This is a genomic window from Variovorax glucosi (assembly GCF_051216695.1).
Lineage (GTDB): Bacteria > Pseudomonadota > Gammaproteobacteria > Burkholderiales > Burkholderiaceae_C > Variovorax.
The window spans coordinates 358852-382524 of record NZ_JBPJZE010000003.1; the positions used below are offsets into that span (position 1 = coordinate 358852).

Sequence of the window (23673 nt, forward strand, 5' to 3'; positions counted from 1 at the left end):
ATGCTTTCCGGGAGGCACGACCGCCGGGCGCATGGAGGAATGCCGGGCGCGGATCGCTGGTGACGAAGGCGATTTCATTGTGCCACCGCGAAAGTCGCGCCTTCGGTCAGGAAGCACCGCGAAAACGCCTGTTCGCCTCGCGGAAAAGCGGCTGGCGCCGATCCGGTGCATCGCTCCAGCGCCACGGGGCAGCGGTTCGCGAAACTGCAACCGACCGGAAGATCGATCGGGCTCGGAGGCTCGCCGTCCAGCAGGCATCGCTCGGCATCGAAAGGGTGCGCTTCGAGCGTCGGGATGGCGGACAGCAATGCCTTCGAATACGGATGGCCGGGATTTCTGAAGAGCATTTCGTTGGGCGACAGTTCGACGATTTCACCGAGATACATCACCGCGACGCGCGTGCACACGCGGCGCACCATGGCCAGGTCGTGCGAGATGTAGATATAGGTCAGGCCGTGCTGCCGGTGCAGCCGCTCGAACAGCGCGATCAGCCTGGACTGCTCGACCTGGTCGAGCGAAGACAGCGTTTCGTCGAGCACCATGAGTTTCGGCTCCAGGGCCAGTGCCCGCGCGATGTTGATGCGCTGCCGCTGGCCGGCGGACATCGAGACCGGTAGCGCGTCGATCTGCGACGCGGGAAGGCCGACCTCGTTCATCACCGAGAGCACCCGCTGGCGGGCTTCCGCGCCCTTCGCGATCCTGTGAATCGAGAGAGGCTCGGAAATGATCTCGCCGATGGTGCGTCCCGAGGGCAGGGCGTTGTAAGGGTCCTGGAGCAATAACTGGAACTGCGGACGCAGGGCGCGCAGCGCGGACGACGACAGTGCGCCCAGGTCCTGCCCGTCGAATTCGATGGTGCCGGTGTCGGGCCGTTCCAGGAGGGTCAGCAGCCGGGTGAGCGTCGATTTGCCGCAACCGGACTCGCCGACGATGCCGATGCTCTCGCCGCGCGCCACCGAGAAGGTGATGTTCCGTACCGCCTGGACGTCGTGCACGCGGTTGAACGCCGTGCGGTCGCGCACGCGATACAGCTTGCTGACGTTCTCGACCTTGAGGATGGTGTCGCCGATCCTGGCGGCCGGCGCGGCACGTGCGGTTTCGCTCGCACGATCTGTCCAGATCTCCGGAATCTTCAGCAGCAGTTCCCGCGTGTACGGCTCGACCGGATGCGTGGCGATGCGTTGCGGTTCGCCCCGTTCGATCACGCGCCCCGCCTGCAGCACGACGAGGTTGTCGGAAACCTGGGATGCCACCGGCAACGAGGACGAAACGAAGACCACGCTGGTGCCGAAACTGTCGCCCAGCTCGCGCAGAAGCCGCAGGATCTGCGCCGCGACCGTGACGTCCAGTGGCTGCGTGATGTTGTCCGCGATCAGCAACGCGGGGTCGGAAATCAGGGCGTCGGCAATCATCACGCGCTGCATCATTCCGCCCGAGAACTGGAACGGAAATTCGCCGTATCGCTTGGCGGGCGCGGGAATCCGCACGGCAGCGAGCAATGCGACGACCTTCTCCCGCGCCTCGGCCGCAGTCGTTCCCGGACGGACCGCGCGCAGCTTTTCCGCGATCTGCGCGCCGATCGTCACCGTGGGGTCGAGCGCGCGAACCGGATCGGACCCGATGTAGCCGATCTCGCTGCCGCGCAATGCCGCCAGCGGGTCGGTCGCACCGACGGCCATGTCGACGCCCTTGTACAGAACCTGTCCGGCACGGATTCTCAGCGCTGGCGGCAGCCAGCCGGCCAGAGCGCGGGCGAGAACCGTCTTTCCGGCGCCGCTTTCGCCGATGATGCCGAGTACCTGCCGGGCCTCGACGCGCAGATTCACGTCCTGCAGGATCTGGACGGCAGCCGGCGCCGTCCGGCGCGCGGCGTCGGAGCGCGCTTCGACGCACAACCCCCTGACTTCGAGCAATGGGGAGGTCGTCATGCTAGTTTCCCTTCAGCACGGCATTGCGTGCGCGCTCGAGCGATGCGCCGATCAGGTTGATGCTCGTCAGGGAGATCAGCAGAAACGCGCCGGGCATGGTCGCGATCCACCAGGCGTTGATGAGGTACTTGCGACCGTCCGCGATGATGCTGCCGAAGCTGGGTGTCGGCGGCTGCACGCCGAGTCCGAGGAAGCCCAGGGTCGCCTCGAAGATCATCATCCGGGCGATGTCCAGCACCGACACGAATGCGATCGGCGGCAGGACGGCCGGTGCGACCATCAGCAGCATGATCCGCCAGTCCGACGCGCCCAGGATCCGGGCGCCTCTCACGGCTTCGCGTTTGGACTCGGCCAGCGCGGCACTCCGCGCGACCCGCGCATAGAGCGGCCACCCGGACAACGCCAGCACCAGGACGATGGCCGGAATGGTGGGGCGCGACACGCCGAGCACGGTGATGGCCAGAATGATCATGGGAATGGACAGCTGCGCATCCGCCAGCCGCATGATCACCGCGCCGATGCGCCCGCCCCTGAAGCCGGCGATCAGCCCCAGTGTGCAGCCGACGATGAACATCAGGATCACGGTCCCGACGCCGATCATGAGCGAGTAGCGCAGTCCGATCAGGCTGCGCACCAGCGTGTCGCGGCCGAGCTGATCGGTGCCCAGCGGATGCGCCCAGCTCGACCCGTCGAACGGAATCGGCGGCTTGAAGCGGATCGACACGGCCGCCTTGCCGGGGTCGATGCTGGAAAACATCGGGTAGAGCACGGTCAGCGCCAGGACGCCGAGAAGAATGGCGATTCCGATACGGAATTCCCATGAAACCCATGCGCGATCGAGGATGCGACGGCCTACCGAGCTGTAGCGCGCAGCATCGGGTTCAGGCGCGGGCACCGGCACGGCGGCAACCAGGCCCGGCGGCGTTGCTGAGTCAGTTGTCATCGTGTGGCTCATGCGGTTTCCAGTCGCGGATCGATTGCCGCAGCGGCAAGGTCCACGACGATATTGATCAGGACGAAGATGGAGGACGTGATCACGGCTATGCCCTGGATCAGCGGGAAGTCGCGCTGCAGAACGGCGTTCACGGTGAGAAGACCGAGTCCGGGGTAGTCGAAGATGTATTCCACGATCAGGACCCCGCCCAGCAGCCCCGACAGCTGGATGCCGAAGACGTTGAGGAGCGGCACGCTCGCATTGCGCAGCGCATGCCGCCTGATCATTTGCGCACGACCGATTCCCCGCACGGTTCCAGCCTCGATGAACGGTTCGGTCATCACCTGCGCGACCGAAACCGTCAGCGTCCGGATGATGAAAGGCGCCATCTCGACCGCGAGCACGATCGCCGGCAGGATCGTGTAGACGAAGCCCTGATAGCCGATCGAAGGAATCCATCCGAGCTTGACCGACAGCAGGATCGTCAACACGATCCCGAGCCAGAAATTCGGCATCGAGACGAACAGCGAGCCGGTGTAGAAGGCGAGCTTGTCCGGCCATCGTCCAGGCCGGAGCCCGCCCGCGATGCCGAGCGGCACCCCGACCAGCAGCGCGAAGAAGAACGCGACCGCCGCCAGCTGCAAGGTCATCGGCAGGGTCTGCGCGACCAGATCGAGCACGGCGGCCCGCTCGGCGCGAGACGGATCGTCGTAGGTCGACCCGCCGACCGATGCGCCGTTCACCGGCCGGATGAACGATGCGCCCATGTCGCCATGCGCCAGCCGGAGCAGGTAGCGCCCGAACTGGACCGGTATCGGCGCGTTCAGCCCGAGGCGTTCGCTGGCTTCCTTCACGACGCTGTCCGGCGCCATGCCGCCGACCATGAGCCGGACCGGATCGCCGGGAACGACCCGCATCAGCGTGAAGATCAGCATCGCGACGAGCAGCACGATCAACGCGCCCTGCAGCAGACGCCGCGCAAGGAAGCCGAGGTAATACATCTACGACTTGCCGCCGCGCGACGCCTTGCCGAGGTCGATCATGCCGTTCGGGTAGATATACAGGCCGTCCAGGTCCTTGACCATCGCGTGGATGAAGACGGAGGTGAAGAGCGAGTAAGCGGGAACCTTGCGCGCCAGCATCGGAAGCGTCTCCTGCTGGAGGATCTTCTTGCGCTCCTCGGTGGTCGCCGCGTTGCGCTCCTTGTCGAGCACGGCGTCCAGTTCCTTGTCGTCGATGCCGCAGATGCGCTTGGACGAGGAGTGGAAATGGGTCCGCAGCACCAGGTCGGGTTCGGGCGAGCCGGTGCTCCAGCCGCAGTCGATCATGTGGCCGGGGCCGCCGCCGGGGCGGTCGTAGAGACGCTCGTTCCAGGCGGCGATTTCCATGACGTTCAACGTCACCTGGATGCCCTGCTCCTGCAGCATCGCCGTGATCAGTTCGCCGTATTCCTTGGTCTTCGGATAGAAGCCGACCGAGGTGATGTACTCCAGCGGCGGCAGGCCCTTGCCCTTCGGAAAGCCGGCCGCCGCGAGCAGCTGCTGGCACTTGGCCGGATCGAATTCGGGATAGTCGGGCACATCGGTGTAGCCGAACTTGACCGGCGAGATGTGCGCCTTCGATTGCGCTCCCGAGATGCCGAGCACTTCGAGAATCTGCTTGCGATCGATGGCGTGGCAGACCGCCTGGCGCAGGCGCACATCGTTGAACGGCGCCTTGGAGCAGCGGAACCAGAGGTACTTGTTCTCGACCGAAACCGCCTTGCTGATCTTGAAACGCGGGTCCTTTTCGATCGTGGAAACCTGTTCCGCTTCGAGTCTCTCGATCAGGTGCGCCTGTCCGCCCATCAGCGCGAGCGTGCGGGTCGTGGCATCGCCGACGAAGCTGTAGTTCAGCGTCTGGATCTTCGGCTTGCCCGCGAAGAAGGTCGGGTTCGCTTCCAGCACGGTGCTGTTGCCCTTCTGGGCGACGAAGCGGAAGGGGCCGGTTCCGTTCGGACGCTTGACCATGTCGCCGCTCTTGATGTCCTTGGCGGACATCACCGGCAGGAATGAAGACAGGAAATAGAACAGCGCGGCGGGATAGCCGAAGTCGCTTGTCTTGATCTCGAAGGCATCCTTGGCCAGGACGTTGACCTTGCAGGGCCCCGGATACCACTGCGCCGGCCGCGAAGGCTGCGATGCGTATTCGAACGTCGCCTTGAAGTCGTCCGCGGTGAGCGGCGTTCCGTCGTGGAACTTGACGTCGTCGCGGATCTTGAAGGCGATGGTTCCCTTGTCGACGATCTTCATCTCCTTCGCCAGCTCCATCTGCAGGCGGTACGGGTCTTCGAGCCGCATGGGCGCCCGGTTCAGGTAGCCGAACACGTAACCCTCCAGATTCATCTGCGCCAGCGTCGTGTGCGACGACGGATCCCAGTTGCCGGTGAGGTTCTCGGCCGACAGGATGGTCAGCGCCGAGTTGTTCTGCGCGAAGGCCGAATTGATCAGGAAATTGAAGTCGGGCCGGGCCGACGCGGCGGCGAGCGCCATGAGGGTCGAATCGCGAAAGAGTTTCCGACGGGTGTACTTCATGCTGCTTTCCTTGGATTGATGTGGAGGGAGGTGGAGGGAGGTGGAGGGATCGAAAACTATTCGCCGCGCAGGGCGCGCTCCGCGGCGACCGAGAACTGGAGCGCGAGGTCGTCGCGGTGTCGCGCCGTCACGATCTGCAGACCGACCGGCGTGCCGTCGTCGGTCGTGCCGCACGGCAGGGAGGCCGCAGGCTGGCCGGTCAGGTTGAAGGGATAGGTGAAAGGCGTCCATCGCGCCCAGGCCACCGGGCTGCTGTCGGGATCCCAGTCGGCCGGCCCGTCGGCTTCCGCCGCGAACGGGAGCACCGGCACGGTCGGCATGAGCCATACGTCGACGGCCTCGAAGCTGCGGGCGACTTCCTGGTTGAAGGCGGCCCTCGACTCGAGCGCTTTCAGGTAGCGCTCGGCGGTGCCGCTCTGCGCGGCTTGCACCAGCCGTGCGAAGCCCGGATCGATCTCGTCCGTCCGTCCATGCACCGCGCCGCCGTAGACGACGCCGCGCCCGATGGTCCACAGGTCCTCGAAGGTCTGGAACGGATCGCCCCAGGACGGCTCGATTTCTTCGATCTGGATATCCAGCGCCCTGCCGATCTGCCCGACCGCGGCCGATACGACCGAACGCACGCGCGGATCGACCGCGACGCCGAAGAGCGTCGGTGCGTAGGCGACGCGCAGTCCCCGGGCGATCGGCCGCGCAGCCAGCGTGCTGTAGCTCTCGTCGTCCTGCGGCAGCGACTGTGGGTCGCGCCAGTGCTTCCCGCCGAGCACGTCGAATGCGAGCGCGCTGTCCATCGCATTCGCCGTCAACGGGCCCACGTGCGACAGCATTTCCGTCGCGCTCCAGGGCCAGGCCGGCACGCGGCCGAGCGAACCCTTCAATGCGTAGATGCCGCAGAACGACGCCGGAATCCGAACCGAACCGCCGCCGTCGCTGCCGATGGCCAGCGTCACCGATCCGCTGGCGACTGCGGCTGCGGAACCACAGCTGGACCCGCCCGTCGTCAGCGCAGGGTTCCTCGGATTTCGTGTGACGCCGTGCAGCGGCCCGTTGCTCGATGCCTTCCAGCCGAATTCGGTGGTGGTGGTGCGGCCGATCAGCACGGCGCCGGCTGCGAGCGCGCGTTCGACGACGGGCGCTGTCACTGTCGCACGGGCGTCGGCGTAAAGCCTGGAACCGCGGGTGTTGATCTGTCCACTGACGTGGATCAGGTCCTTGACCGCGATCGGCACGCCGTGCAGCGGCCCCAGCGACTCGCCCCGCGCGCGCTGGGCATCCCGCGCAGCCGCAGTTTGCAGCGCTTCCTCGTCGTAGAGCGCGGTGTAGGCATTGATCGCCGGCTGCGCCGCGTGCGCAGTCCTCAGGCTGAGATCGACCGCTTCGCGAGACGAAAGCTCGCCGGATCGCAAGGCGCCGGCAAGCCCTGAGAGAGATTCGAAAGGAGCAAAAGAAGCGTTCGGGTTCGACAAGATGGTCCTCGGACGTGGTTGCCGATGTCTATGCAAAGGGCGTGCCAAATATCCACAAAAACCACAAACTTATCGGCTCCACACTCTGGGACATGGGCGAGCTCAACTTGCAAAGAGCTAAATCTGTTGATTTTTCAAGATCAACAAATCCCACATATCGTGCATCGCCCGTCGCGATGCGCTGCGGTCGCACCGCGGAAGTGCATTTGCTTGCGTCGCCGCATTCGCACGCGCCTTGGACAAAGATGGCGATTGAACTTCGACCGGGATCGCTTCTCGGACACACCATGAAGACAAATACCGCCCTCGTCCTCCTCGCCACGGCCGCTCTTGCCGCACTCGCCGGTTGCGCCGGTACATCCGGCGGAAATGCCGGAAGTGCCGGAAGTGCCGGAAGCGGCTATCGCAACGGCAGCGGCGTAGAGATGTTCGGCACCATCGACACCAGCGTCAGGCGGGTCGAGACGAAGTAAGCACGGAGACGGCCGCCGACACCGGCGCGACGAAGGCGGCGTCCTCGCTGCGTTCGACACGCGCCATCAACCAGGTGCGAAAGCGGTCGAGCGTCGCAAGCTGGCTGCGGCCTTCGGGATAGCAGAACCAGTAACCGCGATCGCCCCGGTAGCCGCCGCCGGGCAGCGGCTCGTGCACCAGCCCCGACGCGATCTCGTCATGAACCAGACAGCGCGGCACCAGCGCCACGCCCATGCCGACCATCACCGCGCGGATCATGGTCTGGAACTGGTCGAACTGCGGTCCGGCCAGCGGATCGAGCCCGCGCACGTCGTGCGCCTCGCGCCACTGCATCCACGCCTGCGGGACGGTGACATGGCGGAGCAGCGTGCAGCGCGCCACGTCCTGCGGCGAATGGATCGGCACCTCGGCCAGGTCGGGGCGCGGAGCGATCAGCGCGACGTCCTGCCCGGCCAGATAGTGCGACCGGGCACCGGGCCAGTGGCCGTCGCCGAACAGGATCGAGCAGTCGAGTTCCGGCCGCTGAAAGTCGTAGCCATGCACGAAGGGCACGAAATGCAGCGTGATCTGCGGATTGGCGCGCTGGAAGTCCGGCAATTGCGGAATCAGCCACTTGGCGCCGAAGGTCGGCAATGTCGACAGGTGCAGCGCGCCGCCGCCGTCGCCGCTGGTGATGAGTTCCAGAGTGGCGTCTTCCAATGCCGACAGCACCGCGCGCACGGCTTTCTCGTAGCGCTCGCCGGCGGGCGTGAGCGTCAGGCGCTTGCGGCTGCGTTCGAACAGCGGCATGCCGATCCAGCGTTCGAGTTCCTGGATCTGCTTGCTGACCGCGCCCTGGGTGAGATGCAGCGCCTCCGCGGCACGCGAAACGCCGCCGAAACTGGCCACGGTCGAGAACGCGCGCAGCAGGTTCAGCGGCGGATTGAGGCGACGCAACGACATCGGACAGCTCCCGGCAAAGCGATTAGTTCATTCCAGATCGGAATGCTAGCAGGTACGTCCTTTGCTTAAGAATAGGCAGCAATCCGCTTTACGTCTTTCGGACTCATTGGAGAAACCCCATGCAACGCCGCCATCTTCTTGCCGCCATCGCTGCCGCCTCGTCCATCGCTTCTCTCGCGCCTGGAATGTCCTTTGCGCAAGGAAAGCCGGTCCGTCTGGTCGTGCCGTTTCCGCCCGGCGGTGCCACCGACATCACAGGCCGTGTGCTGGCCGATGCGCTCGCGCCGATCCTTCAGCAGCCGGTGGTGGTCGACAACCGCGGCGGTGCGGGCGGTTCCATCGGCATGGCCGAAGTCGCGCGTGCTGCGCCGGACGGCCTGACCTTCGGCGTCGCGACGCTGTCGACGCACGGCGTGAATCCGGCCGTTTTCGCCAAGCTGCCGTACGACCCGATCAAGGGCTTCGTCGCGGTGACCGAACTGGTCAAGGCGCCGGGCGTGATCGTCATCAACCCTAAGGAGTTGCCGGTCGCGAACTTTGCCGAGCTGGTGAAGTACCTGAAGGCGAATCCGGGCAAGGTTTCCTACGCATCGCCGGGCAACGGCACCATCGGCCACATGTGGGGCGAGCTTTTCAAGAGCAGCACCGGAACCTCGATGGTGCACATCCCCTATCGCGGTGCGGGTCCGGCCATCAACGACGTGCTCGCCGGACAGGTCGCGGTGTATTTCGACCAGGTCGCTTCGTCGCTGCCGCACGTCAAGTCGGGCAAGCTGAAGGCGCTGGCCGTGTCCTGGAACACGCGCCTCGACGTGCTGCCGGACGTACCGACCTACGCACAGCTCGGCTACCCGGCCAACAACGACCCGTCGTGGTTCGGCCTGGTCGCGCCCGCGGGCACGCCGGCGCCGGTCGCGCTGCGCATGCAGCAGGCGGTCGCCACTGCGCTGAAGGACCCGGCGGTGCGCGAACGGCTTGCTCTGCAGGGTCTGTATGCGTCCGGCACCACGCCGGCCGAGTTCGATGCGCAGATCAGGAGTGAGATCGAGAAGATGAAGAAGGTCGCCGCCTTCGCGAAGATCAGCCTGGATTGAATTGCCTATGAAGAGCACGACAAACCCTATCGACACCCAGAACACCGACATTGCGCCCGGCAGCGAGGTCGAATCGCCACTGGTGACGCATCTGCCCGGCAGCACGCCGCTGGTGCTGGATTCCCCGCACAGCGGCACCTACTACCCGCCGGATTTCCAGCCGGCCTGCGACATGGCGTCGCTGCGCCGCGCCGAAGACACGCACGTCGAGAAGCTCTACGACTTCGCGCCCGCGCTGGGCGCGGCCTGGGTCGAGGCGCATTTCCCGCGCAGCTACCTCGACGCCAATCGCGACGTCACCGAACTGGACACGAGCCTGCTCGACGGCCCGTGGACCGGTCCGCTATCGACCGACCCGCGCATGCTGGCAAAGGTGCGACTCGGCAAGGGGCTGATCTGGAAGCTGACCGACGACGGCCTGTCGATTTACGACCGGCTGCTCGGCGTCGACGAGGTGCAAAGGCGTATCGACCGATGCTGGACGCCGTACCACGCGGCCGTGGCCGGCGCCATCGACGCCGCGCATGCGCGTCATGGCTACAGCATTCATATCAATTGCCACTCGATGCCGGCGATCGCGGGCAGCCACGCCACCGACTTTCCGGGCATGGCGCATGCCGATTTCGTGGTCGGCGACCGCGACGGCAGCACCGCCGATCCGGCGCTGTCGCAGAAGATCTGCACCCACCTGCGCTCGCTCGGCTACAGCGTCGACTACAACCATCCGTACAAGGGCGTGGAACTGGTGCGCCGCCACGGCAATCCGGCCGCGAACCGGCACAGCATCCAGGTCGAGATCAACCGCAAGCTCTATATGGACGAAGTCACGCTGGCTCTCGACGAAGAAGGCACGGCGCGGCTGAAGGCGAGCCTGCGGTCGCTGCTGGAAATGCTGCTCGCGACCGATCCGCGCTGAAGTTCGGACCGATCAGCGCCGCAGAAGCGCCTGTCGCAGCATGCGCGCCGCGCGGTCGCGGATGCGCCCCGGCATGTGGCGCGCCGGACGGGCCGGCTGCACCTTGGCTGCGGCACACGCAGCCATGAAGTCGTTCAGGATGGCCGTGTCGTCGACCGTGCTTACGGTGCTGCCGGCGCGGTGGAATTCAGGATGCCACTGCGTCGCGGCGATGTAGCCGCGGTGGTTGCCCTTCGGATCGCTCTTTCCGACACGGCGAATGGCTTCAGGCACGCGGTCCGGGTAGCTCCATGCCTCGACCTCGAAGCCCGGCGCCAGGTCCTTGATGCCCTGGTGATGGATGCTGTTGACCCGCGCATGCGCCACGCCCGGATACATCTGCGCGAGCCGCGTGCCGTCGACGAGCTCGATGTCATGGAAGTTCTGGTCGTAGCTGACCGGGTCGCGATGCCGCAGCGCGTGCGGATGCTGGGTCTCGATGTCCTGGAACAGCGTGCCGCCGAAAGCCACGTTGATGAGCTGCAGCCCGCGGCAGACGCCGAAGATCGGCTTGCCGGCCTGCTCGAAAGCCTCGACCAGCGCCAGATCGTAGAGGTCGCGGATGCGGTCGCCGACCCAGGCTTCGCGCAGCGGCACCTCGCCGTAGCTGCCCGGCCAGACATCGGCGCCGCCATGCATCACGACGCCGTCGAGCCATTCGGCGTAATGCGAGAGCTTGGTGTCTCCCCGAGCTGTTTCGCCGGTCGGGCAGGGCACCATGACGACCATCGCACCAGCAGACATCAGCCAGTGCGCGATCGATTGCTCGACGTATTGCAGGGTCTTGTTGGTGAACAGCGAGCGCGAGGGATCGGCGTGCTGGAAGCAGGCGGAGAGCCCGATCTTGAGGCGACCGGCAGCGGACTGGGACGTGGCTGGCATGGCGGGCAATGGCGAATGAAGCGATTTGATGAAAACGGCGCCGACGTTCGGACATGGCGGACGGGCCGTGACAGGCAACCATTGTTTCATTCCCCAAATCCTAGTGCCTCGGAGCTTTTTAGCTTCACTTCGGAGATCGATTGCAAAATTTTCGCTGGGCACCTCCTTCAAGGCTTTTCTGCCTCCGCAGCCCAGCTTCCTTTTGCAACGAATCCAAACCAAATGGCTCCACAAGTTCCTCTCAAGCAACCTGACACCCGCATCACCGGCACGAATGCCTTCAACGCGACAGACCTGGTCAACCAATCGCCAGCGACGGCAGATGTTCCTGCCGGACATTCGACCCAGGCAAACAGCAAGCTTGCGGGCAAAGGGAGGACATGGCGCAAGGGCGACGACCTTGCAGGGTTGGCGGACGGCGCAGCCTGGGAAAATGCCGAACGCATGTCAGCAAGCGTGGAAGCCGGCGATTCGCAGGCCGCGCTCTACGGCGATGAGGCCGTCACGGTAGCTCAGGCCGACATCTACACAGGCACCACGCTGGCGCCTCAAGGCGGCGCTCTTGCCGCACCCGCGGCAGCAGGCTCGTTTTCCCCCTGGATGCTGGGTGCGATCGGACTCGGTGCAGCGACGGTTGTCGCGGCCAGCACCCGCGACCACGGCTCCGACTCCAACTCCGCCTCCAACTCAGGAAACCCCTCCGTCGCCTCGAACTCCACGATCGTCACTTCAGATACAACTACAACTGCATCCACCGGCACCGCCACCGCCACCGCCACCGTCAAAGCGTTCAACGGCACCCTCTCCACCGCACCGGTCGGCGCCAGCGGCAACACACAGCCCGCAGTCGACATGCCAGCCCGGCCCGCCAGCGAATCGACAGCCACCATCCCCGACGCCAGCGGCACCACCAGCTCGTTGGCCAATGTCATCACAGCTACCGGCCCCATCGCGCCACCTGTCGCGCCACCTGTTGCGCAGATCAGCGGTCTGTACGACGCCGTCGGTATCACAGGCCAGATCGTCAACGGCACGGTCACCGATGACGCCAGGCCCACGCTCTCCGGCCATGCAACTGCCGGGATGACCGTTACCGTACGCGATAACGATGCCGTCATCGGCACGGTGCTCGCGTCGCCTACCGGGTCCTGGAGCTTCGCCCCGACGACCCCGCTCGCCGTCGGCAGCCACGCCTTCACGGTCACCGTCGCCGACGGCACAGGCCTGTCCAGCGCAGCCAGCGCTCCCATCAGGTTCACTGTCGATACTGCGCCGGCGTTCGTCACGCTCGACGAAGTGCTCGACAACGTCGGCAGCAGCACCGGCCGCGTGGGATACGGCGAGTCGACGGATGACACCTCGCCGCAGCTGAAGGGCACGGCCAAACCGGGAGCCACCGTCGATCTTTACGACGGCCACGGCATCGCCGACAAGATTGGTACGGTAGTCGCCGACGGCACAGGCCACTGGACCTACACGCCCACGCTCGACCAGGGGCTGCACGACATCCATGCCCATGTCGGAGGCACAGCCGGCATCGCCAGTTCCAGCGCCCACCAGTTCACCGTCGCCACGTCACCGGTGGTCGTCACGCCGATGTGGGTCACGCTCGACGGGATTTTCGAATACACGAGCAACGGCCTCCAGGTGGGCATCATCAGTTCGGTGGGTGACGCCTCGCCGCAACTCAAGGGCACCGCAACACCGGGGGCCACCGTTGAGCTCTACGACACTCACGGCCTTGCCGACGCGGCGGCCAGCAAGATAGGAACGGTGGTTGCCGATAGCACGGGCCACTGGACCTACGCGCCCGTGCTCCAGCAGGGGCTGCACGGCGTCTATGCCTATGTAGGCGGGACGGCTGGCGCCGCCAGTTCCGAGGTCCGCGATTTCATCGTCACCACGCCGCCGTTGGTCGTCACGCCGGCGTTCGTCACGCTCGACGAAGTGCTCGACAACGTCGGCAGCAGCACCGGCCCCGTGGGATATGGCGAGTCGACGGATGACACCTCGCCGCAGCTCAATGGCACCGCCACGCCGGGATCCACCGTCAATCTCTACGACAGCCACGGCATCGCCGACAAGTTGGCCGACAAGATAGGTACTGCGATTGCCGATGGCACAGGCCACTGGACGTACACGCCCACGCTCGACCAGGGACTGCACGACATCTATGCCCATGTCGAAGGCGCGGCCGGCCTCGCCAATTTCAGCACCCATCAGTTCACCGTCGCCACGCCACCGGTGGTCGTCACGCCGGTGTTCGTCACGCTCGACTCGGTGACCGACGACGTAGGCAGCAGTACCGGCTCGGTGGCATACGGCGAATCGACGGACGACGCCTCGCCGCAAATCAAGGGCACCGCCTCGGCCGGGGCAACCGTCGATCTTTACGATAACCACGGCATCGCCGATTCGTCGGCCGACAAGATCGGCACGGTGATTGCCGACGGCACAGGTCACTGGAGCTACACGCCAACGCTGGAACAGGGACTGCACGACATCTATGCCTATGTAGACAGTACGGCTGGCGTCGCCCATACCAACGCCTTCGAGTTCTACGTCGATACGTCCACACTCGCCGCAAGGAACACGGCCAGTTCAGCAGTTGCGTCGTTAGGAAAGCTCGACCTCGGCGGAAATGGCGACAACACGCTCAAGCTCTCGCTCGATGACTTGCTCAACCTGGGCAGAACCGACCTTTACGCCATCGACGGCAGAACCCAGCTGATGGTGAATGGCGATGAGGGCGATGCGGTCGAACTTTCGGGGCTGAACGGCAGCAATGGCAGCAATGGCAGCTGGACCTCCGGCGGTACGGCGACATTGGCGGGTGAGAGCTACGCCGTCTACCAGCATTCGATGGCGGCGGCGGAGGTCTTCATTCAGCATGGCGTGACAGCTGTGCTGATGTAACGCGTAACGTGGACAGGCGCTTCGGCGCCTGCGCGGCTGTATATTCGGCCAATCTGATGCGCGCAGCAACACGCGTGCCAATCAGATACAATATGCGGTTCGTTTCGATACCACGACGAAGAATTTCGTCTTCTCCGCCGGCTGGCATGCCGATTCCACGTCGATCCCCAGGATCCTCCAGATTGCGTGCCCCTCACTCTCAAGCCGGCTGCACAGTGTGTTGGAGCGCCAGATCGGGCGCCCATGATTGCCACCACTGCCTTCGTTCCTGTTGAAGCGAATTTGCGCGGCCTTCCATATTGACGCCAACCATGGCCGGCCCGCGTCCGTTTTCAATAATTTCAGCGTAATGCGGCGTCGTATTACGCAAGGCTTTCATGGACATCATTCAACATTCGGTGGGCAAATACCTTGTCTCCCCGCTCATCAAGAACCTGGACAACGGCCGCTTCGCAGCGTCCGTGTCGATCCGCTCCGGCCGCGGCAGCGGCATGCACGACCGCGTAATGCGCTTCACGCCGCATTTTGCGAGCCATGCCGCCGCGCTGCGCTATGCGGTCGACCAAGGACTCGGCTGGGCGCGCGAGCGTACCGCCCCCATGCAGTGCGCCGCCTGATGCAGGCCACCGCCTTACAGAATAAATTTCCGATCACCGCAAACAACACCAGTCAGAAGAGGTAATTCATGGCCAAGGAAGAACTTATCGAAATGAACGGCGCAGTGACCGAAGTCCTGCCCGACTCGCGCTACCGCGTCACGCTCGACAACGGTCACCAGCTGATCGCGTACAGCGGCGGCAAGATGCGCAAGCACCACATCCGCATTCTGGCCGGCGACAAGGTGTCGCTGGAACTGTCGCCCTACGACCTGACCAAGGGCCGCATCACGTTCCGTCACCTGGAACGCCGCGGACCGCCGCCGGTCAACACCGGCGCGCAGCGTCGTTAAGCCAGGATTTCCCCAGTGACAGTTGCCTCAGGTTCGGCCACCGGTTTCGATACGCTGCCGCTCGCGCCGCAGACGCTCGCCAACCTCACGCAGCTCGGCTACACGCAGATGACGCCGATCCAGGCGGCAAGCCTGCCGGTCGCGCTGCTCGGCAAGGACCTGATCGCGCAGGCCAAGACCGGCAGCGGCAAGACCGCAGCCTTCGCACTCGCGCTGCTCGCCAATCTCAACCCGCGCCGCTTCGCCGTCCAGGCGATGGTGCTGTGCCCGACGCGCGAGCTGGCCGACCAGGTCACGACCGAGATCCGCCGCCTTGCGCGTGCGGAAGAAAACGTCAAGGTCGTCACGCTCTGCGGAGGCGTCGCGTTGCGCGGCCAGACCGCCAGCCTCGAACACGGTGCGCACATCGTGGTCGGGACGCCCGGCCGAATCATGGATCACCTCGAACGCGGCAATCTGCAGCTAGATGCGCTCAACACGCTGGTGCTCGACGAAGCCGACCGCATGCTCGACATGGGCTTTTTCGAGGACATCGTCACCGTGGCGCGTCAGTGCCCGCCGACGCGCCAGACGCTGCTGTTCTCGGCGACGTACCCCGAAGGCATAGCCAAGCTGGCCGACCGGTTCATGAAGTCGCCGCAGCAGATCACCGTGCAGGCGCAGCATGAGGAAGGCAAGATCGTTCAGCGCTGGTACGAAGTCGAGGAGAGCGACCGGCTGCATGCCGTTTCGCGCCTGCTCGACCACTTCCGGCCCGGCAGTACGCTGGCTTTCTGCAACACCAAGCAGCAATGCCGCGACCTCGTTTCCGTGCTTCAGGCGCAGGGTTTCAGCGCAATGGCGCTGTTCGGCGAGCTCGAACAGCGCGAGCGCGACCAGGTGCTCGTGCAGTTCTCGAACCGCAGCTGTTCGGTGCTGGTCGCGACCGACGTGGCCGCGCGCGGCCTCGACATCTCGCAGCTCGAAGCCGTGATCAACGTCGACGTGACGCCCGATTCCGAAATCCACATCCACCGCATCGGCCGCACCGGCCGCGCGGACGCCGAAGGCATCGTGCTGAACCTGGCTTCGATGGACGAGATGGGCAGCGTCGGCAAGATCGAGCAGCTCCAGGGCCGCGAATCCGACTGGCAGCCGCTGGCCGGACTCACACCCGGCAGTGGTGAACCGCTGCGCGCACCGATGGCGACATTGCAGATCGTCGGCGGCCGCAAGGAAAAGATCCGTGCCGGCGACGTGCTGGGTGCGCTGACCGGCGATGCCGGCTTCGCCAAGGAGCAGGTCGGCAAGATCAACGTCAACGAGTTCTCCACTTACGTGGCGGTCGACCGGCGCATTGCGCGCGAGGCCGCACACAAGCTTTCCACCGGCCGCGTCAAGGGCAAGTCCGTCAAGGTACGGCTGCTCGACGATGTGGCTTAATTACGCCCTTCGAACACTTACTCCGAGCTACTTCATGGCCACCAAAATCCGCACCGAGGCAGACCGTATTGCCACCCCGAAACCCGTCGCTGTCGCCGGCTACAACGTCCCCACGAGCGGAGGCGGCCAGAAGGTGAGCCTCGAACGCGGCAAGGCCACGCGCAGCAAGAAGAACCCCGGCAAGCGGGCGAAGAAGGGCGGCTGAGCCACCTTCGCAGATCGGCCGCAGGGCCGATCCGCAGAACGACGCGCCTTCGGGCGCGTTTTTTTATGTCTGGTAGCCAAGCCAGTCGCCGAGGCGACGCCGACCGCGGGCAAACCTCAGTCGACCGGCTTCGCACCGCTCTCCACAATCGTCCGCTTGCCCCAGGCGCCCTCCACGGCGCCGCTCCCGGGGTCTTTCGCGAGGATCGATGTGGAACTGTTCTTCCAGCAACTTCTGAACGGCCTGACGGTCGGCGGCGTCTACAGCCTAGTGGCGCTGGGGCTCACGCTGGTCTATGGCATCCTGCATGTGCCGAATTTCGCGCACGGCGCCTTCTATATGTCGGGTGCTTTCGCCGGCTATTACCTGATGGCGAAGCTGGGGCTCAACTACTGGCTGGCCATGGCCGGCGCCGCGGCCATCGTCGCCGTAATCGCGATGCTGGCCGACCGGCTGGTGTTCCATCCGCTGCGCAACGCGCCGGAGCTGCACGACATGATCGCGGCCATCGGAATATTGCTGTTCCTCGAAGCCGGCGCACAGGCGATGTTCGGCGCCGACTTCCACCGGATGCCGACACCCTACGGCCAAGTGGTCGAGATCTTCGGTCTCACCGCGCCGCTGCAGCGCCTGCTGATCATCGCCGGCGCCTTCACGCTGATGGTGGTGCTGCACCTGTTCCTGAACCACACCACCATCGGCTCGACCATCATCGCGATGGCGCAGAACCCGGCCGGCGCGGCGCTGGTCGGCATCGACGCGACGCGGGTCAAGCTGCTGGTGTTCGCGATCTCGGGCGCGCTGGCGGCGATCGCGGCGGTGCTGTATGCGCCGATCAACCTGGTCTATCCGTCGATGGGCAATCTGGTCATCACCAAGGCGTTCGTGATCATCATCCTGGGCGGCATGGGCAGCTTTCCGGGGGCCATCGTCGGCGGGCTGATCATCGGCATGGCGGAGAGCTTCGGCGGCTTCTATTTCTCGACCGACTACAAGGACATCATCGCCTTCGTGCTGCTGGTGGTGATCCTGTCGTTCCGTCCGCAAGGCCTGTTCACGCCGAAGGGAGCGCGCGCATGAGGCCGATGCAATTGCTCGAAGGCAAGGCGGGCTGGGCGCTGCTCGCCGTCATCGCGCTGGTGTTTCCGCTCTTCGCGCAGAACAACTACCTGATCTCGGTCGCGACGCAGGCCTTCATCATGGCCATTGCCGCGCTCGGGCTGAACCTGATCACCGGCTACACCGGGCAGTTCAACCTGGCGCACGGCGCATTCATGGCGGTGGGTGCATACACGGTCGGCATCTTGACGGTCGACCACGGCGTGCCGTTCTGGATCGCGTTCCTGGCGGCCGGCTGCGTGACGGCGACGATGGGCTTCTTCGTCGGCCTGCTGTCGCTGCGTCTGAAGGGCCACTACTTCTCGATCTTCACGCTGTGCGTGAGCTACATCATGTTTCTGCTGATCGAGAAGTGGGAAAGCCTGACCCACGGACCGGTCGGCATCATGGGCATACCGGCGCCGACCGGCATCGGCCCGCTGCAGTTCGGCACGCCGCTGTCGCAGTACTACCTGGTGCTGGCGTTTCTGGTGCTCGGCATCTTCGTGATGGCGCGCATCGTGCGGTCGCTGCTGGGGCGCAGTTTCATGGCGGTGCGCAACAGCGACGAGCTGGCCGAGGCGCTGGGCATTGACCTGATGCGCACCAAGACGCTGTCGTTCGTGCTGTCGGTCGTCTACGCAGGCTTCGCCGGTGCGCTCTACGCGGGGCAGGTGCGCTTCCTGGGGCCGGACCTGGCGAGCGAGGCGGTGACTTTCGACCTGGTGATGTTCGTGCTGGTCGGCGGCGTGGGCACGCTGCTCGGCCCGCTGGTCGGCACCGTGCTGGTGACGTACCTCACGCAGAGCCTGCAGTTCCTGCAGGACTACCGGATGGTGGTGTTCGGGCCGCTGCTGATCGCGCTGATCATCTTCCTGCCGGACGGCATCGTCGGCACCTGGCTCAAACGGCGCGCGCGGCGGGCCGCGGCGGTCAGTGCGGCGCCTGCAGCGCCTGCAGCGCCTGCTTTGAAAACGCCTGCACAGGAAGCCGCTTCCCATGCTTGAGATCACCGACCTCACCAAGAAATTCTTCGGGTTGACCGCCGTCGACAGCATCACGACGCGCTTCGAGCGCGGCCAGGTCAGCGCCATCATCGGACCCAACGGCGCCGGCAAGACGACCTTCTTCAACCTGGTCGCCGGCACGCATCCGGCGACCTCCGGACGCATCGTCTTCGAAGGCTGCGACGTGACCGGCATGCGACCCGACCACATCGCGCGCATCGGCATCGCGCGCACGTTCCAGACCACGCACCTGTTCGACAACGCGACCGTGCTCGACAACCTGATCGTCGGCCACCGATTGCGCACCAGGTCCGGCCTGTGGGACGTGCTGGCGAACACGCGACGCCTGCGCGACGAGGAGCGCCTGTGCAGGGACAAGGCGCAGGACGCACTGGACTTCGTCGGCCTTTCGCATGTCGCGAACCGCATCGCCGCCGACATCACGCAGGAAGAGCGCAAGCGCGTCGCCTTCGCGCTGGCACTCGCCACCGACCCGCAGCTGCTGCTGCTCGACGAACCGGCCGGCGGCGTGAATCCGGAAGAGACTGTCGGGCTGGCTGCGCTGATCCGCAAGCTGGTGGACCACGGCAAGACCGTGTGCCTGATCGAACACAAGATGGACATGATCATGCGGCTGGCCGACAAGATCGTCGTGCTGAACAACGGCGCAAAGATCGCCGAAGGCACGCCGGCGGAGATCCGCCGCGACCCGCAGGTCATCGAGGCCTACCTGGGCGCCGACATCGATACGAACGCGGAGGCTGCCCATGCTGCGGTTTGACAACGTCGACCTGCACTACGGGAGCTTCCTCGCGCTCGACAAGGTCACGCTGCACGCCGACGCTGGCGAGCTGGTGGTGCTGCTGGGCGCCAACGGCGCGGGCAAGACGTCGATCTTCATGGCCGCGAGCGGCATCCAGAAACCGAGCGGCGGCAGCATCCGCTTCGGCAGCACGAACCCGGTCGAACTGGTCGGCCAGCGCACCGCGCAGATCGTGCAGTCGGGCCTGGTGCACTGCCCCGAGGGCCGAAAACTCTTTCCGATGATGTCGGTAAAGAAGAACCTGCAGCTCGGCGCCTACGTGCACCGCGCCGACAAGGCCGGCATCCAGCGTTCCATCGACGAGGTGTTCGGGCTTTTTCCGATCCTCGAGAAGAAGCAGGACGACCCGGCCGGCTCGCTCTCCGGAGGCCAGCAGCAGATGGTCGCCATCGGTCGCGCGATGCTCGGCCGGCCGAAGGTGCTGCTGCTGGACGAGCCGTCGCTGGGCCTCGCGCCGCTGGTGGTCAAGCAGGTGTTCGAGGTCATCCAGCGCATCAACAAGGCCGGCACCACCGTGCTGCTGGCCGAGCAGAACGCGTACTCGGCGCTGGCCATCGCGCACCGGGCCTACGTGATCGAGCGCGGACGCATCACGCTCGAAGGCGACCGCGAATCGCTGCTCAACAACGAGGCCGTGCGCGCCGCCTACATCGGCGCGTGAAGTCACGAATTTCCACATCACGGATCAATCAGGAGACAAACCCATGAAGATCGCTTCCCGTCGCACTTTCACCCGCCTGCTGCCCGTCGCCGCCGCGCTGGTCGCCGCATTCGGCGCCACGACCGTCGCGGCGCAGGACGCCGTCAAGATCGGCTTCACCGGACCGCTCTCGGGCGGCGCGGCGCTCTACGGCAAGAACGTCGTCAACGGCATCGAGATGGCAATGAAGGAGATCAACGCCGCCGGGCTCGAAGTGGCCGGCAAGAAGGTGAAGCTGGAACTGGTCGCGCTCGACGACAAGTACGCGCCGGCCGAGGCCGCGATCAACGCGCGCCGGCTGGTGCAGCAGTACCAGACGTCGGCCGTCTTCGTGCCGCATTCGGGCGGCATCTATGCGATGCAGGCCTTCAATCAGCAGGAGAAGTTCATCGTGATGGCCTACTCCAGCACGCCGAAGATCACCGAGACCGGCAACAAGCTGACGATCCGCATTCCGCCGACGTTCGACTCGTACATCGAACCGTTCACCGCCTACGAAATGAAGAAGTACGGCAAGAAGGTCGGCATGCTGCCGGGCGACCACGAGTACGCGAAGAACTGGTCGGCGCTGTTCGAGCCTGCCTGGACCAAGGCCGGCGGCACCGTCGTATCGAACAACCCGATGTCGTACAACCGCTCGGCCGATTTCTACAGCGGCGTGAGCCGGGTGCTGGCCGAGAAGCCCGACGTGCTGTTCGTCGGCGGTCCGTCGGAACCGACCGCGCTGGTCATCAAGCAGGCGCGCGAGCTCGGCTTCAAGGGCGGCTTCCTGATCATGGACCAGGCCAAGTTCGACGAGATGGCGAAGGTCACTGGCGGTCTCGCGCCGCTGGAGGGCTCGATCGGCGTGCTGCCGGTGTCCTACGACGAACGTCTCGGCCCGAAGACCTTCGCCGCCGCCTACCGCAAGGCCTACGGCGCCGACAAGGACCCGACCACGGAATCCTCCTACAACTACACGCTGACGCACGCCCTGGCCATCGCGATGAAGCTGGCCGGCACCACGACCGACGCGGCCGCCATCCGCGCGAAGATCGGCGATGCGCTGGCGCAACTGCCGAAGGAAACGAACGCGGGCGAATTCAAGGGCATCGACACGGTCGGCGGCACTCTCCTGAACCCGGTCGTGGCGACGGTGGAGGGAGGGAAGATCAAGCCGGCCGTGCTGAGCGAACTCGGCAAGTGATGCGCAGGCGAGGTCTGGTCAGTCGATCGCGACCTTGCCGTCCTTCACCAGCTTCGCAAACTTGACGGTCTCATCGTCGATGCGCTTCGCCATCTGGTCGGGCGTACCGCCGATCGGCTCCGCACCGATGGCTTCCATGCGCTGGGCGAAGTCGGGCGATGCGACGATCTTCGCCATCTCGGCGCTCAGCCGGGCGACCACGTCCTTGGGCGTGGCGGCCGGGGCCAGTACGCCGAACCAGGTGCCGATGTCGAAATCCTTCAGTCCCGCTTCCTGGAGCGTCGGCACATCCGGCAGCACCGAGGAGCGCTTTGCCGTCGTCACGGCCAGCGGACGCAGCTTGCCGCCCTTGATGTGCTGCAGCACCGGCGTGATGGTGTCGAAGGACATGGCGATCTGGCCGCCGAGCAGGTCGGTCGTGAGCGGGCCACTGCCCTTGTAGGGCACATGCAGCAACGTGGTCCCGGTGCTGGCCTGGAACTGCGTGCCGATCAGGTGCTGCGCCGTACCGTTTCCGTTCGATCCGTAGGCCAGCTTCTCGGGCGCGGCCTTGGCCAGCGCGACCAGTTCGGCCACGTTCTTCGCAGGCGTCAGCGCTGCATTCACGACCAGCACGTTGGGCACCATCGCGACCAGCGTGATCGGCGCGAGATCCTTCTGGAAGTCGTAGGGCAGCTTCTTGTAGACGCTGGTCGCGATGGTGTGATGCACCGCGCCCATCAGCAGCGTGTAGCCGTCCGGCTTTGCCTTGGCGACGTAGTCGGCATCGAGCGTGGCACCGGCGCCGGGCTTGCTCTCGACCACGACCGGCTGGCCGAGGCTCTGCGACAGCTTCTCGGCCAGCGCTCGTGCGAGCACGTCGGTCGTGCCGCCGGCCGGGAATGGCACCACCAGGCTGATCGGGCGCGTCGGCCATGCCGTCTGGGCGCCGACCAACGCGGCGGCGCCGAGCCCGAAGGCCAACAAGCAGACCTTGAACGCAGATGAATTTGTCATTGTCTTGTCTCCGTCTTCTTTTTTGGTCGGCTCAGCCGCTGATGTGCGCGCAGACGGCGCGCGTGACCTGTTCGGTCGTCGCCTTGCCGCCGAGGTCACCGGTATGCAGCGCCGGGTTCGAGGTGACATGCTCGACGGCGCGCATCACGCGGGCGGCGGCCTCGGGCTCGCCCAGATGCTCCAGCAGCATCACGACCGACCAGAAGGTACCGACCGGATTCGCGAGCCCCTTGCCCATGATGTCGAAGGCCGAGCCGTGGATCGGCTCGAACATCGACGGATAGCGCCGCTCGGGATCGATGTTGCCGGTGGGCGCGATGCCCAGGCTGCCGGCCAGCGCGGCGGCGAGATCGCTGAGGATGTCGGCATGCAGGTTGGTGGCGACCAGCGTGTCGAGCGTGGCCGGACGGTTGACCATGCGCGCGGTGGCCGCATCGACCAGTTCCTTGTCCCAGGTCACGTCCGGGAACTCTTTGGAGATCTGCACCGCGATCTCGTCCCACATCACCATCGCATGACGTTGCGCGTTGCTCTTGGTGACCACCGTGAGCAGCTTGCGCGGCCGCGATTGCGCGAGGCGGAAGGCGAACCGCATGATGCGTTCGACGCCCGCGCGCGTCATCATGCTGACGTCGGTCGCGGCCTCGATCGGATGGCCCTGGTGCACGCGGCCGCCGACGCCGGCATATTCGCCCTCGGAGTTCTCGCGCACGATCACCCAGTCGAGCTGTTCCGGCGTGCAGCGCTTGAGCGGGCCGTCGATGCCGGGCAGGATGCGCGTCGGTCGCACGTTGGCGTACTGGTCGAAGCCCTGGCAGATCTTCAGGCGCAGGCCCCAGAGCGTGATGTGGTCGGGGATGTGCGGATCGCCGGCCGAGCCGAACAGGATCGCGTCCTTGTCGCGCAGCGCATCGAGGCCGTTGGCCGGCATCATCTCGCCGTGGGCGCGATACCAGTCGCCGCCCCAGCCGAAGTCCTCGAACTCGAACTTCAGGCTGCCGCCGGAAGCAGCCGAGAGTGCCTCCATGACCTGCCGGCCGGCGGGAATCACTTCCTTGCCGATGCCGTCTCCGGGAATGGTTGCGATGCGGTAGCTGGTCATGGAGTCTCCTTGTTGAATGAC

Annotated in this window: 23 protein-coding genes; 13 read left to right on the forward strand and 10 right to left on the reverse strand. The window is 65.4% G+C overall.

Annotated elements, in window-relative coordinates:
• Positions 1 to 74: 74 nt before the first annotated feature.
• From ACSFA3_RS16410 to ACSFA3_RS16430, 5 genes are read right to left on the reverse strand one after another with little or no spacing between them, the layout of a single operon-like run.
• Complete coding sequence (locus ACSFA3_RS16410; protein ID WP_435506546.1) at positions 75 to 1928, reverse strand: ABC transporter ATP-binding protein; 1854 nt, start codon at positions 1926 to 1928, stop codon at positions 75 to 77.
• Between the two features lies 1 nt (position 1929).
• The gene (locus ACSFA3_RS16415; RefSeq protein WP_435506547.1) at positions 1930 to 2871 is read right to left on the reverse strand and encodes an ABC transporter permease; all 942 of its coding nucleotides are present in this window, start codon (positions 2869 to 2871) and stop codon (positions 1930 to 1932) included.
• 8 nt (positions 2872 to 2879) lie between these two features.
• Positions 2880 to 3863 (reverse strand): ABC transporter permease, encoded by a 984-nt coding sequence (locus tag ACSFA3_RS16420; RefSeq protein WP_435506548.1) that lies wholly within the window; start codon positions 3861 to 3863, stop codon positions 2880 to 2882.
• Positions 3864 to 5435, reverse strand: coding sequence for an ABC transporter substrate-binding protein (locus ACSFA3_RS16425; protein ID WP_435506549.1), 1572 nt, complete (start codon positions 5433 to 5435; stop codon positions 3864 to 3866). It lies immediately after the preceding gene.
• Between the two features lie 56 nt (positions 5436 to 5491).
• A complete protein-coding gene (locus ACSFA3_RS16430) occupies positions 5492 to 6901 on the reverse strand; it encodes an amidase (protein WP_435506550.1) in 1410 nt (469 codons plus the stop codon).
• 287 nt (positions 6902 to 7188) lie between these two features.
• Between ACSFA3_RS16430 and ACSFA3_RS16435 the strand changes: the two genes are divergently transcribed.
• On the forward strand, positions 7189 to 7374 hold the full coding sequence (locus tag ACSFA3_RS16435) for a hypothetical protein (protein ID WP_435506551.1): 186 nt from the start codon (positions 7189 to 7191) through the stop codon (positions 7372 to 7374).
• Here ACSFA3_RS16435 and ACSFA3_RS16440 read toward each other — a convergent pair.
• Complete coding sequence (locus ACSFA3_RS16440) at positions 7352 to 8317, reverse strand: LysR substrate-binding domain-containing protein (RefSeq protein WP_435506552.1); 966 nt, start codon at positions 8315 to 8317, stop codon at positions 7352 to 7354. The two genes, ACSFA3_RS16435 and ACSFA3_RS16440, sit on opposite strands and share 23 nt — an antisense overlap.
• Before the next feature lie 119 nt (positions 8318 to 8436).
• Between ACSFA3_RS16440 and ACSFA3_RS16445 the strand changes: the two genes are divergently transcribed.
• Together ACSFA3_RS16445 and ACSFA3_RS16450 are read left to right on the forward strand one after the other, a co-directional pair.
• Entirely contained in the window at positions 8437 to 9411 is a 975-nt protein-coding gene (locus tag ACSFA3_RS16445; protein WP_435506553.1) for a tripartite tricarboxylate transporter substrate binding protein BugE, read from the forward strand.
• Positions 9412 to 9418: 7 nt separating this feature from the next.
• Complete coding sequence (locus tag ACSFA3_RS16450) at positions 9419 to 10327, forward strand: N-formylglutamate amidohydrolase (protein ID WP_435506554.1); 909 nt, start codon at positions 9419 to 9421, stop codon at positions 10325 to 10327.
• 12 nt (positions 10328 to 10339) lie between these two features.
• Here ACSFA3_RS16450 and ACSFA3_RS16455 read toward each other — a convergent pair whose 3' ends face one another.
• Complete coding sequence (locus ACSFA3_RS16455) at positions 10340 to 11248, reverse strand: gamma-glutamyl-gamma-aminobutyrate hydrolase family protein (protein ID WP_435506555.1); 909 nt, start codon at positions 11246 to 11248, stop codon at positions 10340 to 10342.
• Positions 11249 to 11470: 222 nt separating this feature from the next.
• Between ACSFA3_RS16455 and ACSFA3_RS16460 the strand changes: the two genes are divergently transcribed.
• On the forward strand, positions 11471 to 14164 hold the full coding sequence (locus tag ACSFA3_RS16460) for an Ig-like domain-containing protein (protein ID WP_435506556.1): 2694 nt from the start codon (positions 11471 to 11473) through the stop codon (positions 14162 to 14164).
• A 199-nt stretch (positions 14165 to 14363) separates the two neighbouring features.
• Here the strand turns inward: ACSFA3_RS16460 and ACSFA3_RS16465 are convergent, their stop codons facing one another.
• A complete protein-coding gene (locus tag ACSFA3_RS16465; RefSeq protein WP_435506557.1) occupies positions 14364 to 14543 on the reverse strand; it encodes a hypothetical protein in 180 nt (59 codons plus the stop codon).
• Here ACSFA3_RS16465 and ACSFA3_RS16470 point away from each other — a divergent pair.
• The 9 genes from ACSFA3_RS16470 to ACSFA3_RS16510 all read left to right on the forward strand — a co-directional run bounded on the left by ACSFA3_RS16470 (position 14542) and on the right by ACSFA3_RS16510 (position 21554).
• Complete coding sequence (locus tag ACSFA3_RS16470) at positions 14542 to 14781, forward strand: hypothetical protein (protein ID WP_435506558.1); 240 nt, start codon at positions 14542 to 14544, stop codon at positions 14779 to 14781. The genes ACSFA3_RS16465 and ACSFA3_RS16470 overlap by 2 nt on opposite strands.
• Positions 14782 to 14849: 68 nt before the next feature.
• Positions 14850 to 15113, forward strand: a complete 264-nt coding sequence (gene infA, locus ACSFA3_RS16475) for a translation initiation factor IF-1 (RefSeq protein ID WP_435506559.1) — start codon at positions 14850 to 14852, stop codon at positions 15111 to 15113.
• Between the two features lie 15 nt (positions 15114 to 15128).
• Positions 15129 to 16535, forward strand: a complete 1407-nt coding sequence (gene dbpA, locus ACSFA3_RS16480; protein ID WP_435506560.1) for an ATP-dependent RNA helicase DbpA — start codon at positions 15129 to 15131, stop codon at positions 16533 to 16535.
• A gap of 34 nt (positions 16536 to 16569) precedes the next feature.
• Positions 16570 to 16740, forward strand: coding sequence for a hypothetical protein (locus ACSFA3_RS16485; protein WP_435506561.1), 171 nt, complete (start codon positions 16570 to 16572; stop codon positions 16738 to 16740).
• A 210-nt stretch (positions 16741 to 16950) separates the two neighbouring features.
• The gene (locus ACSFA3_RS16490) at positions 16951 to 17820 is read left to right on the forward strand and encodes a branched-chain amino acid ABC transporter permease (RefSeq protein ID WP_435506562.1); all 870 of its coding nucleotides are present in this window, start codon (positions 16951 to 16953) and stop codon (positions 17818 to 17820) included.
• A 5-nt stretch (positions 17821 to 17825) separates the two neighbouring features.
• A complete protein-coding gene (locus tag ACSFA3_RS16495; RefSeq protein WP_435506920.1) occupies positions 17826 to 18845 on the forward strand; it encodes a branched-chain amino acid ABC transporter permease in 1020 nt (339 codons plus the stop codon).
• Entirely contained in the window at positions 18838 to 19626 is a 789-nt protein-coding gene (locus ACSFA3_RS16500; RefSeq protein ID WP_435506563.1) for an ABC transporter ATP-binding protein, read from the forward strand. The genes ACSFA3_RS16495 and ACSFA3_RS16500 overlap by 8 nt, the downstream gene beginning before the upstream one ends.
• The gene (locus ACSFA3_RS16505) at positions 19613 to 20329 is read left to right on the forward strand and encodes an ABC transporter ATP-binding protein (RefSeq protein ID WP_435506564.1); all 717 of its coding nucleotides are present in this window, start codon (positions 19613 to 19615) and stop codon (positions 20327 to 20329) included. Before ACSFA3_RS16500 ends, ACSFA3_RS16505 begins: the two co-directional genes overlap by 14 nt.
• Before the next feature lie 43 nt (positions 20330 to 20372).
• A complete protein-coding gene (locus ACSFA3_RS16510) occupies positions 20373 to 21554 on the forward strand; it encodes an ABC transporter substrate-binding protein (RefSeq protein WP_435506565.1) in 1182 nt (393 codons plus the stop codon).
• An 18-nt stretch (positions 21555 to 21572) separates the two neighbouring features.
• Here the strand turns inward: ACSFA3_RS16510 and ACSFA3_RS16515 are convergent, their stop codons facing one another.
• Positions 21573 to 22550 (reverse strand): Bug family tripartite tricarboxylate transporter substrate binding protein, encoded by a 978-nt coding sequence (locus tag ACSFA3_RS16515; protein WP_435506566.1) that lies wholly within the window; start codon positions 22548 to 22550, stop codon positions 21573 to 21575.
• Positions 22551 to 22581: 31 nt separating this feature from the next.
• The gene (locus ACSFA3_RS16520) at positions 22582 to 23652 is read right to left on the reverse strand and encodes a tartrate dehydrogenase (protein ID WP_435506567.1); all 1071 of its coding nucleotides are present in this window, start codon (positions 23650 to 23652) and stop codon (positions 22582 to 22584) included.
• Positions 23653 to 23673 lie beyond the last annotated feature (21 nt).

What these genes read in the sequence shown, in the direction of transcription:
- ACSFA3_RS16410 (WP_435506546.1), bottom strand. Translation starts at nt 1,928, where the DNA reads ATGACGACCTCCCCATTGCTCGAAGTCAGGGGGTTGTGCGTCGAAGCG.
- ACSFA3_RS16415 (WP_435506547.1), bottom strand. Translation starts at nt 2,871, where the DNA reads ATGACAACTGACTCAGCAACGCCGCCGGGCCTGGTTGCCGCCGTGCCG.
- ACSFA3_RS16420 (WP_435506548.1), bottom strand. Translation starts at nt 3,863, where the DNA reads ATGTATTACCTCGGCTTCCTTGCGCGGCGTCTGCTGCAGGGCGCGTTG.
- ACSFA3_RS16425 (WP_435506549.1), bottom strand. Translation starts at nt 5,435, where the DNA reads ATGAAGTACACCCGTCGGAAACTCTTTCGCGATTCGACCCTCATGGCG.
- ACSFA3_RS16435 (WP_435506551.1), top strand. Translation starts at nt 7,189, where the DNA reads ATGAAGACAAATACCGCCCTCGTCCTCCTCGCCACGGCCGCTCTTGCC.
- ACSFA3_RS16440 (WP_435506552.1), bottom strand. Translation starts at nt 8,317, where the DNA reads ATGTCGTTGCGTCGCCTCAATCCGCCGCTGAACCTGCTGCGCGCGTTC.
- ACSFA3_RS16445 (WP_435506553.1), top strand. Translation starts at nt 8,437, where the DNA reads ATGCAACGCCGCCATCTTCTTGCCGCCATCGCTGCCGCCTCGTCCATC.
- ACSFA3_RS16450 (WP_435506554.1), top strand. Translation starts at nt 9,419, where the DNA reads ATGAAGAGCACGACAAACCCTATCGACACCCAGAACACCGACATTGCG.
- ACSFA3_RS16455 (WP_435506555.1), bottom strand. Translation starts at nt 11,248, where the DNA reads ATGCCAGCCACGTCCCAGTCCGCTGCCGGTCGCCTCAAGATCGGGCTC.
- ACSFA3_RS16460 (WP_435506556.1), top strand. Translation starts at nt 11,471, where the DNA reads ATGGCTCCACAAGTTCCTCTCAAGCAACCTGACACCCGCATCACCGGC.
- ACSFA3_RS16470 (WP_435506558.1), top strand. Translation starts at nt 14,542, where the DNA reads ATGGACATCATTCAACATTCGGTGGGCAAATACCTTGTCTCCCCGCTC.
- ACSFA3_RS16465 (WP_435506557.1), bottom strand. Translation starts at nt 14,543, where the DNA reads ATGAAAGCCTTGCGTAATACGACGCCGCATTACGCTGAAATTATTGAA.
- infA (WP_435506559.1), top strand. Translation starts at nt 14,850, where the DNA reads ATGGCCAAGGAAGAACTTATCGAAATGAACGGCGCAGTGACCGAAGTC.
- ACSFA3_RS16485 (WP_435506561.1), top strand. Translation starts at nt 16,570, where the DNA reads ATGGCCACCAAAATCCGCACCGAGGCAGACCGTATTGCCACCCCGAAA.
- ACSFA3_RS16495 (WP_435506920.1), top strand. Translation starts at nt 17,826, where the DNA reads ATGCAATTGCTCGAAGGCAAGGCGGGCTGGGCGCTGCTCGCCGTCATC.
- ACSFA3_RS16500 (WP_435506563.1), top strand. Translation starts at nt 18,838, where the DNA reads ATGCTTGAGATCACCGACCTCACCAAGAAATTCTTCGGGTTGACCGCC.
- ACSFA3_RS16505 (WP_435506564.1), top strand. Translation starts at nt 19,613, where the DNA reads ATGCTGCGGTTTGACAACGTCGACCTGCACTACGGGAGCTTCCTCGCG.
- ACSFA3_RS16510 (WP_435506565.1), top strand. Translation starts at nt 20,373, where the DNA reads ATGAAGATCGCTTCCCGTCGCACTTTCACCCGCCTGCTGCCCGTCGCC.
- ACSFA3_RS16515 (WP_435506566.1), bottom strand. Translation starts at nt 22,550, where the DNA reads ATGACAAATTCATCTGCGTTCAAGGTCTGCTTGTTGGCCTTCGGGCTC.
- ACSFA3_RS16520 (WP_435506567.1), bottom strand. Translation starts at nt 23,652, where the DNA reads ATGACCAGCTACCGCATCGCAACCATTCCCGGAGACGGCATCGGCAAG.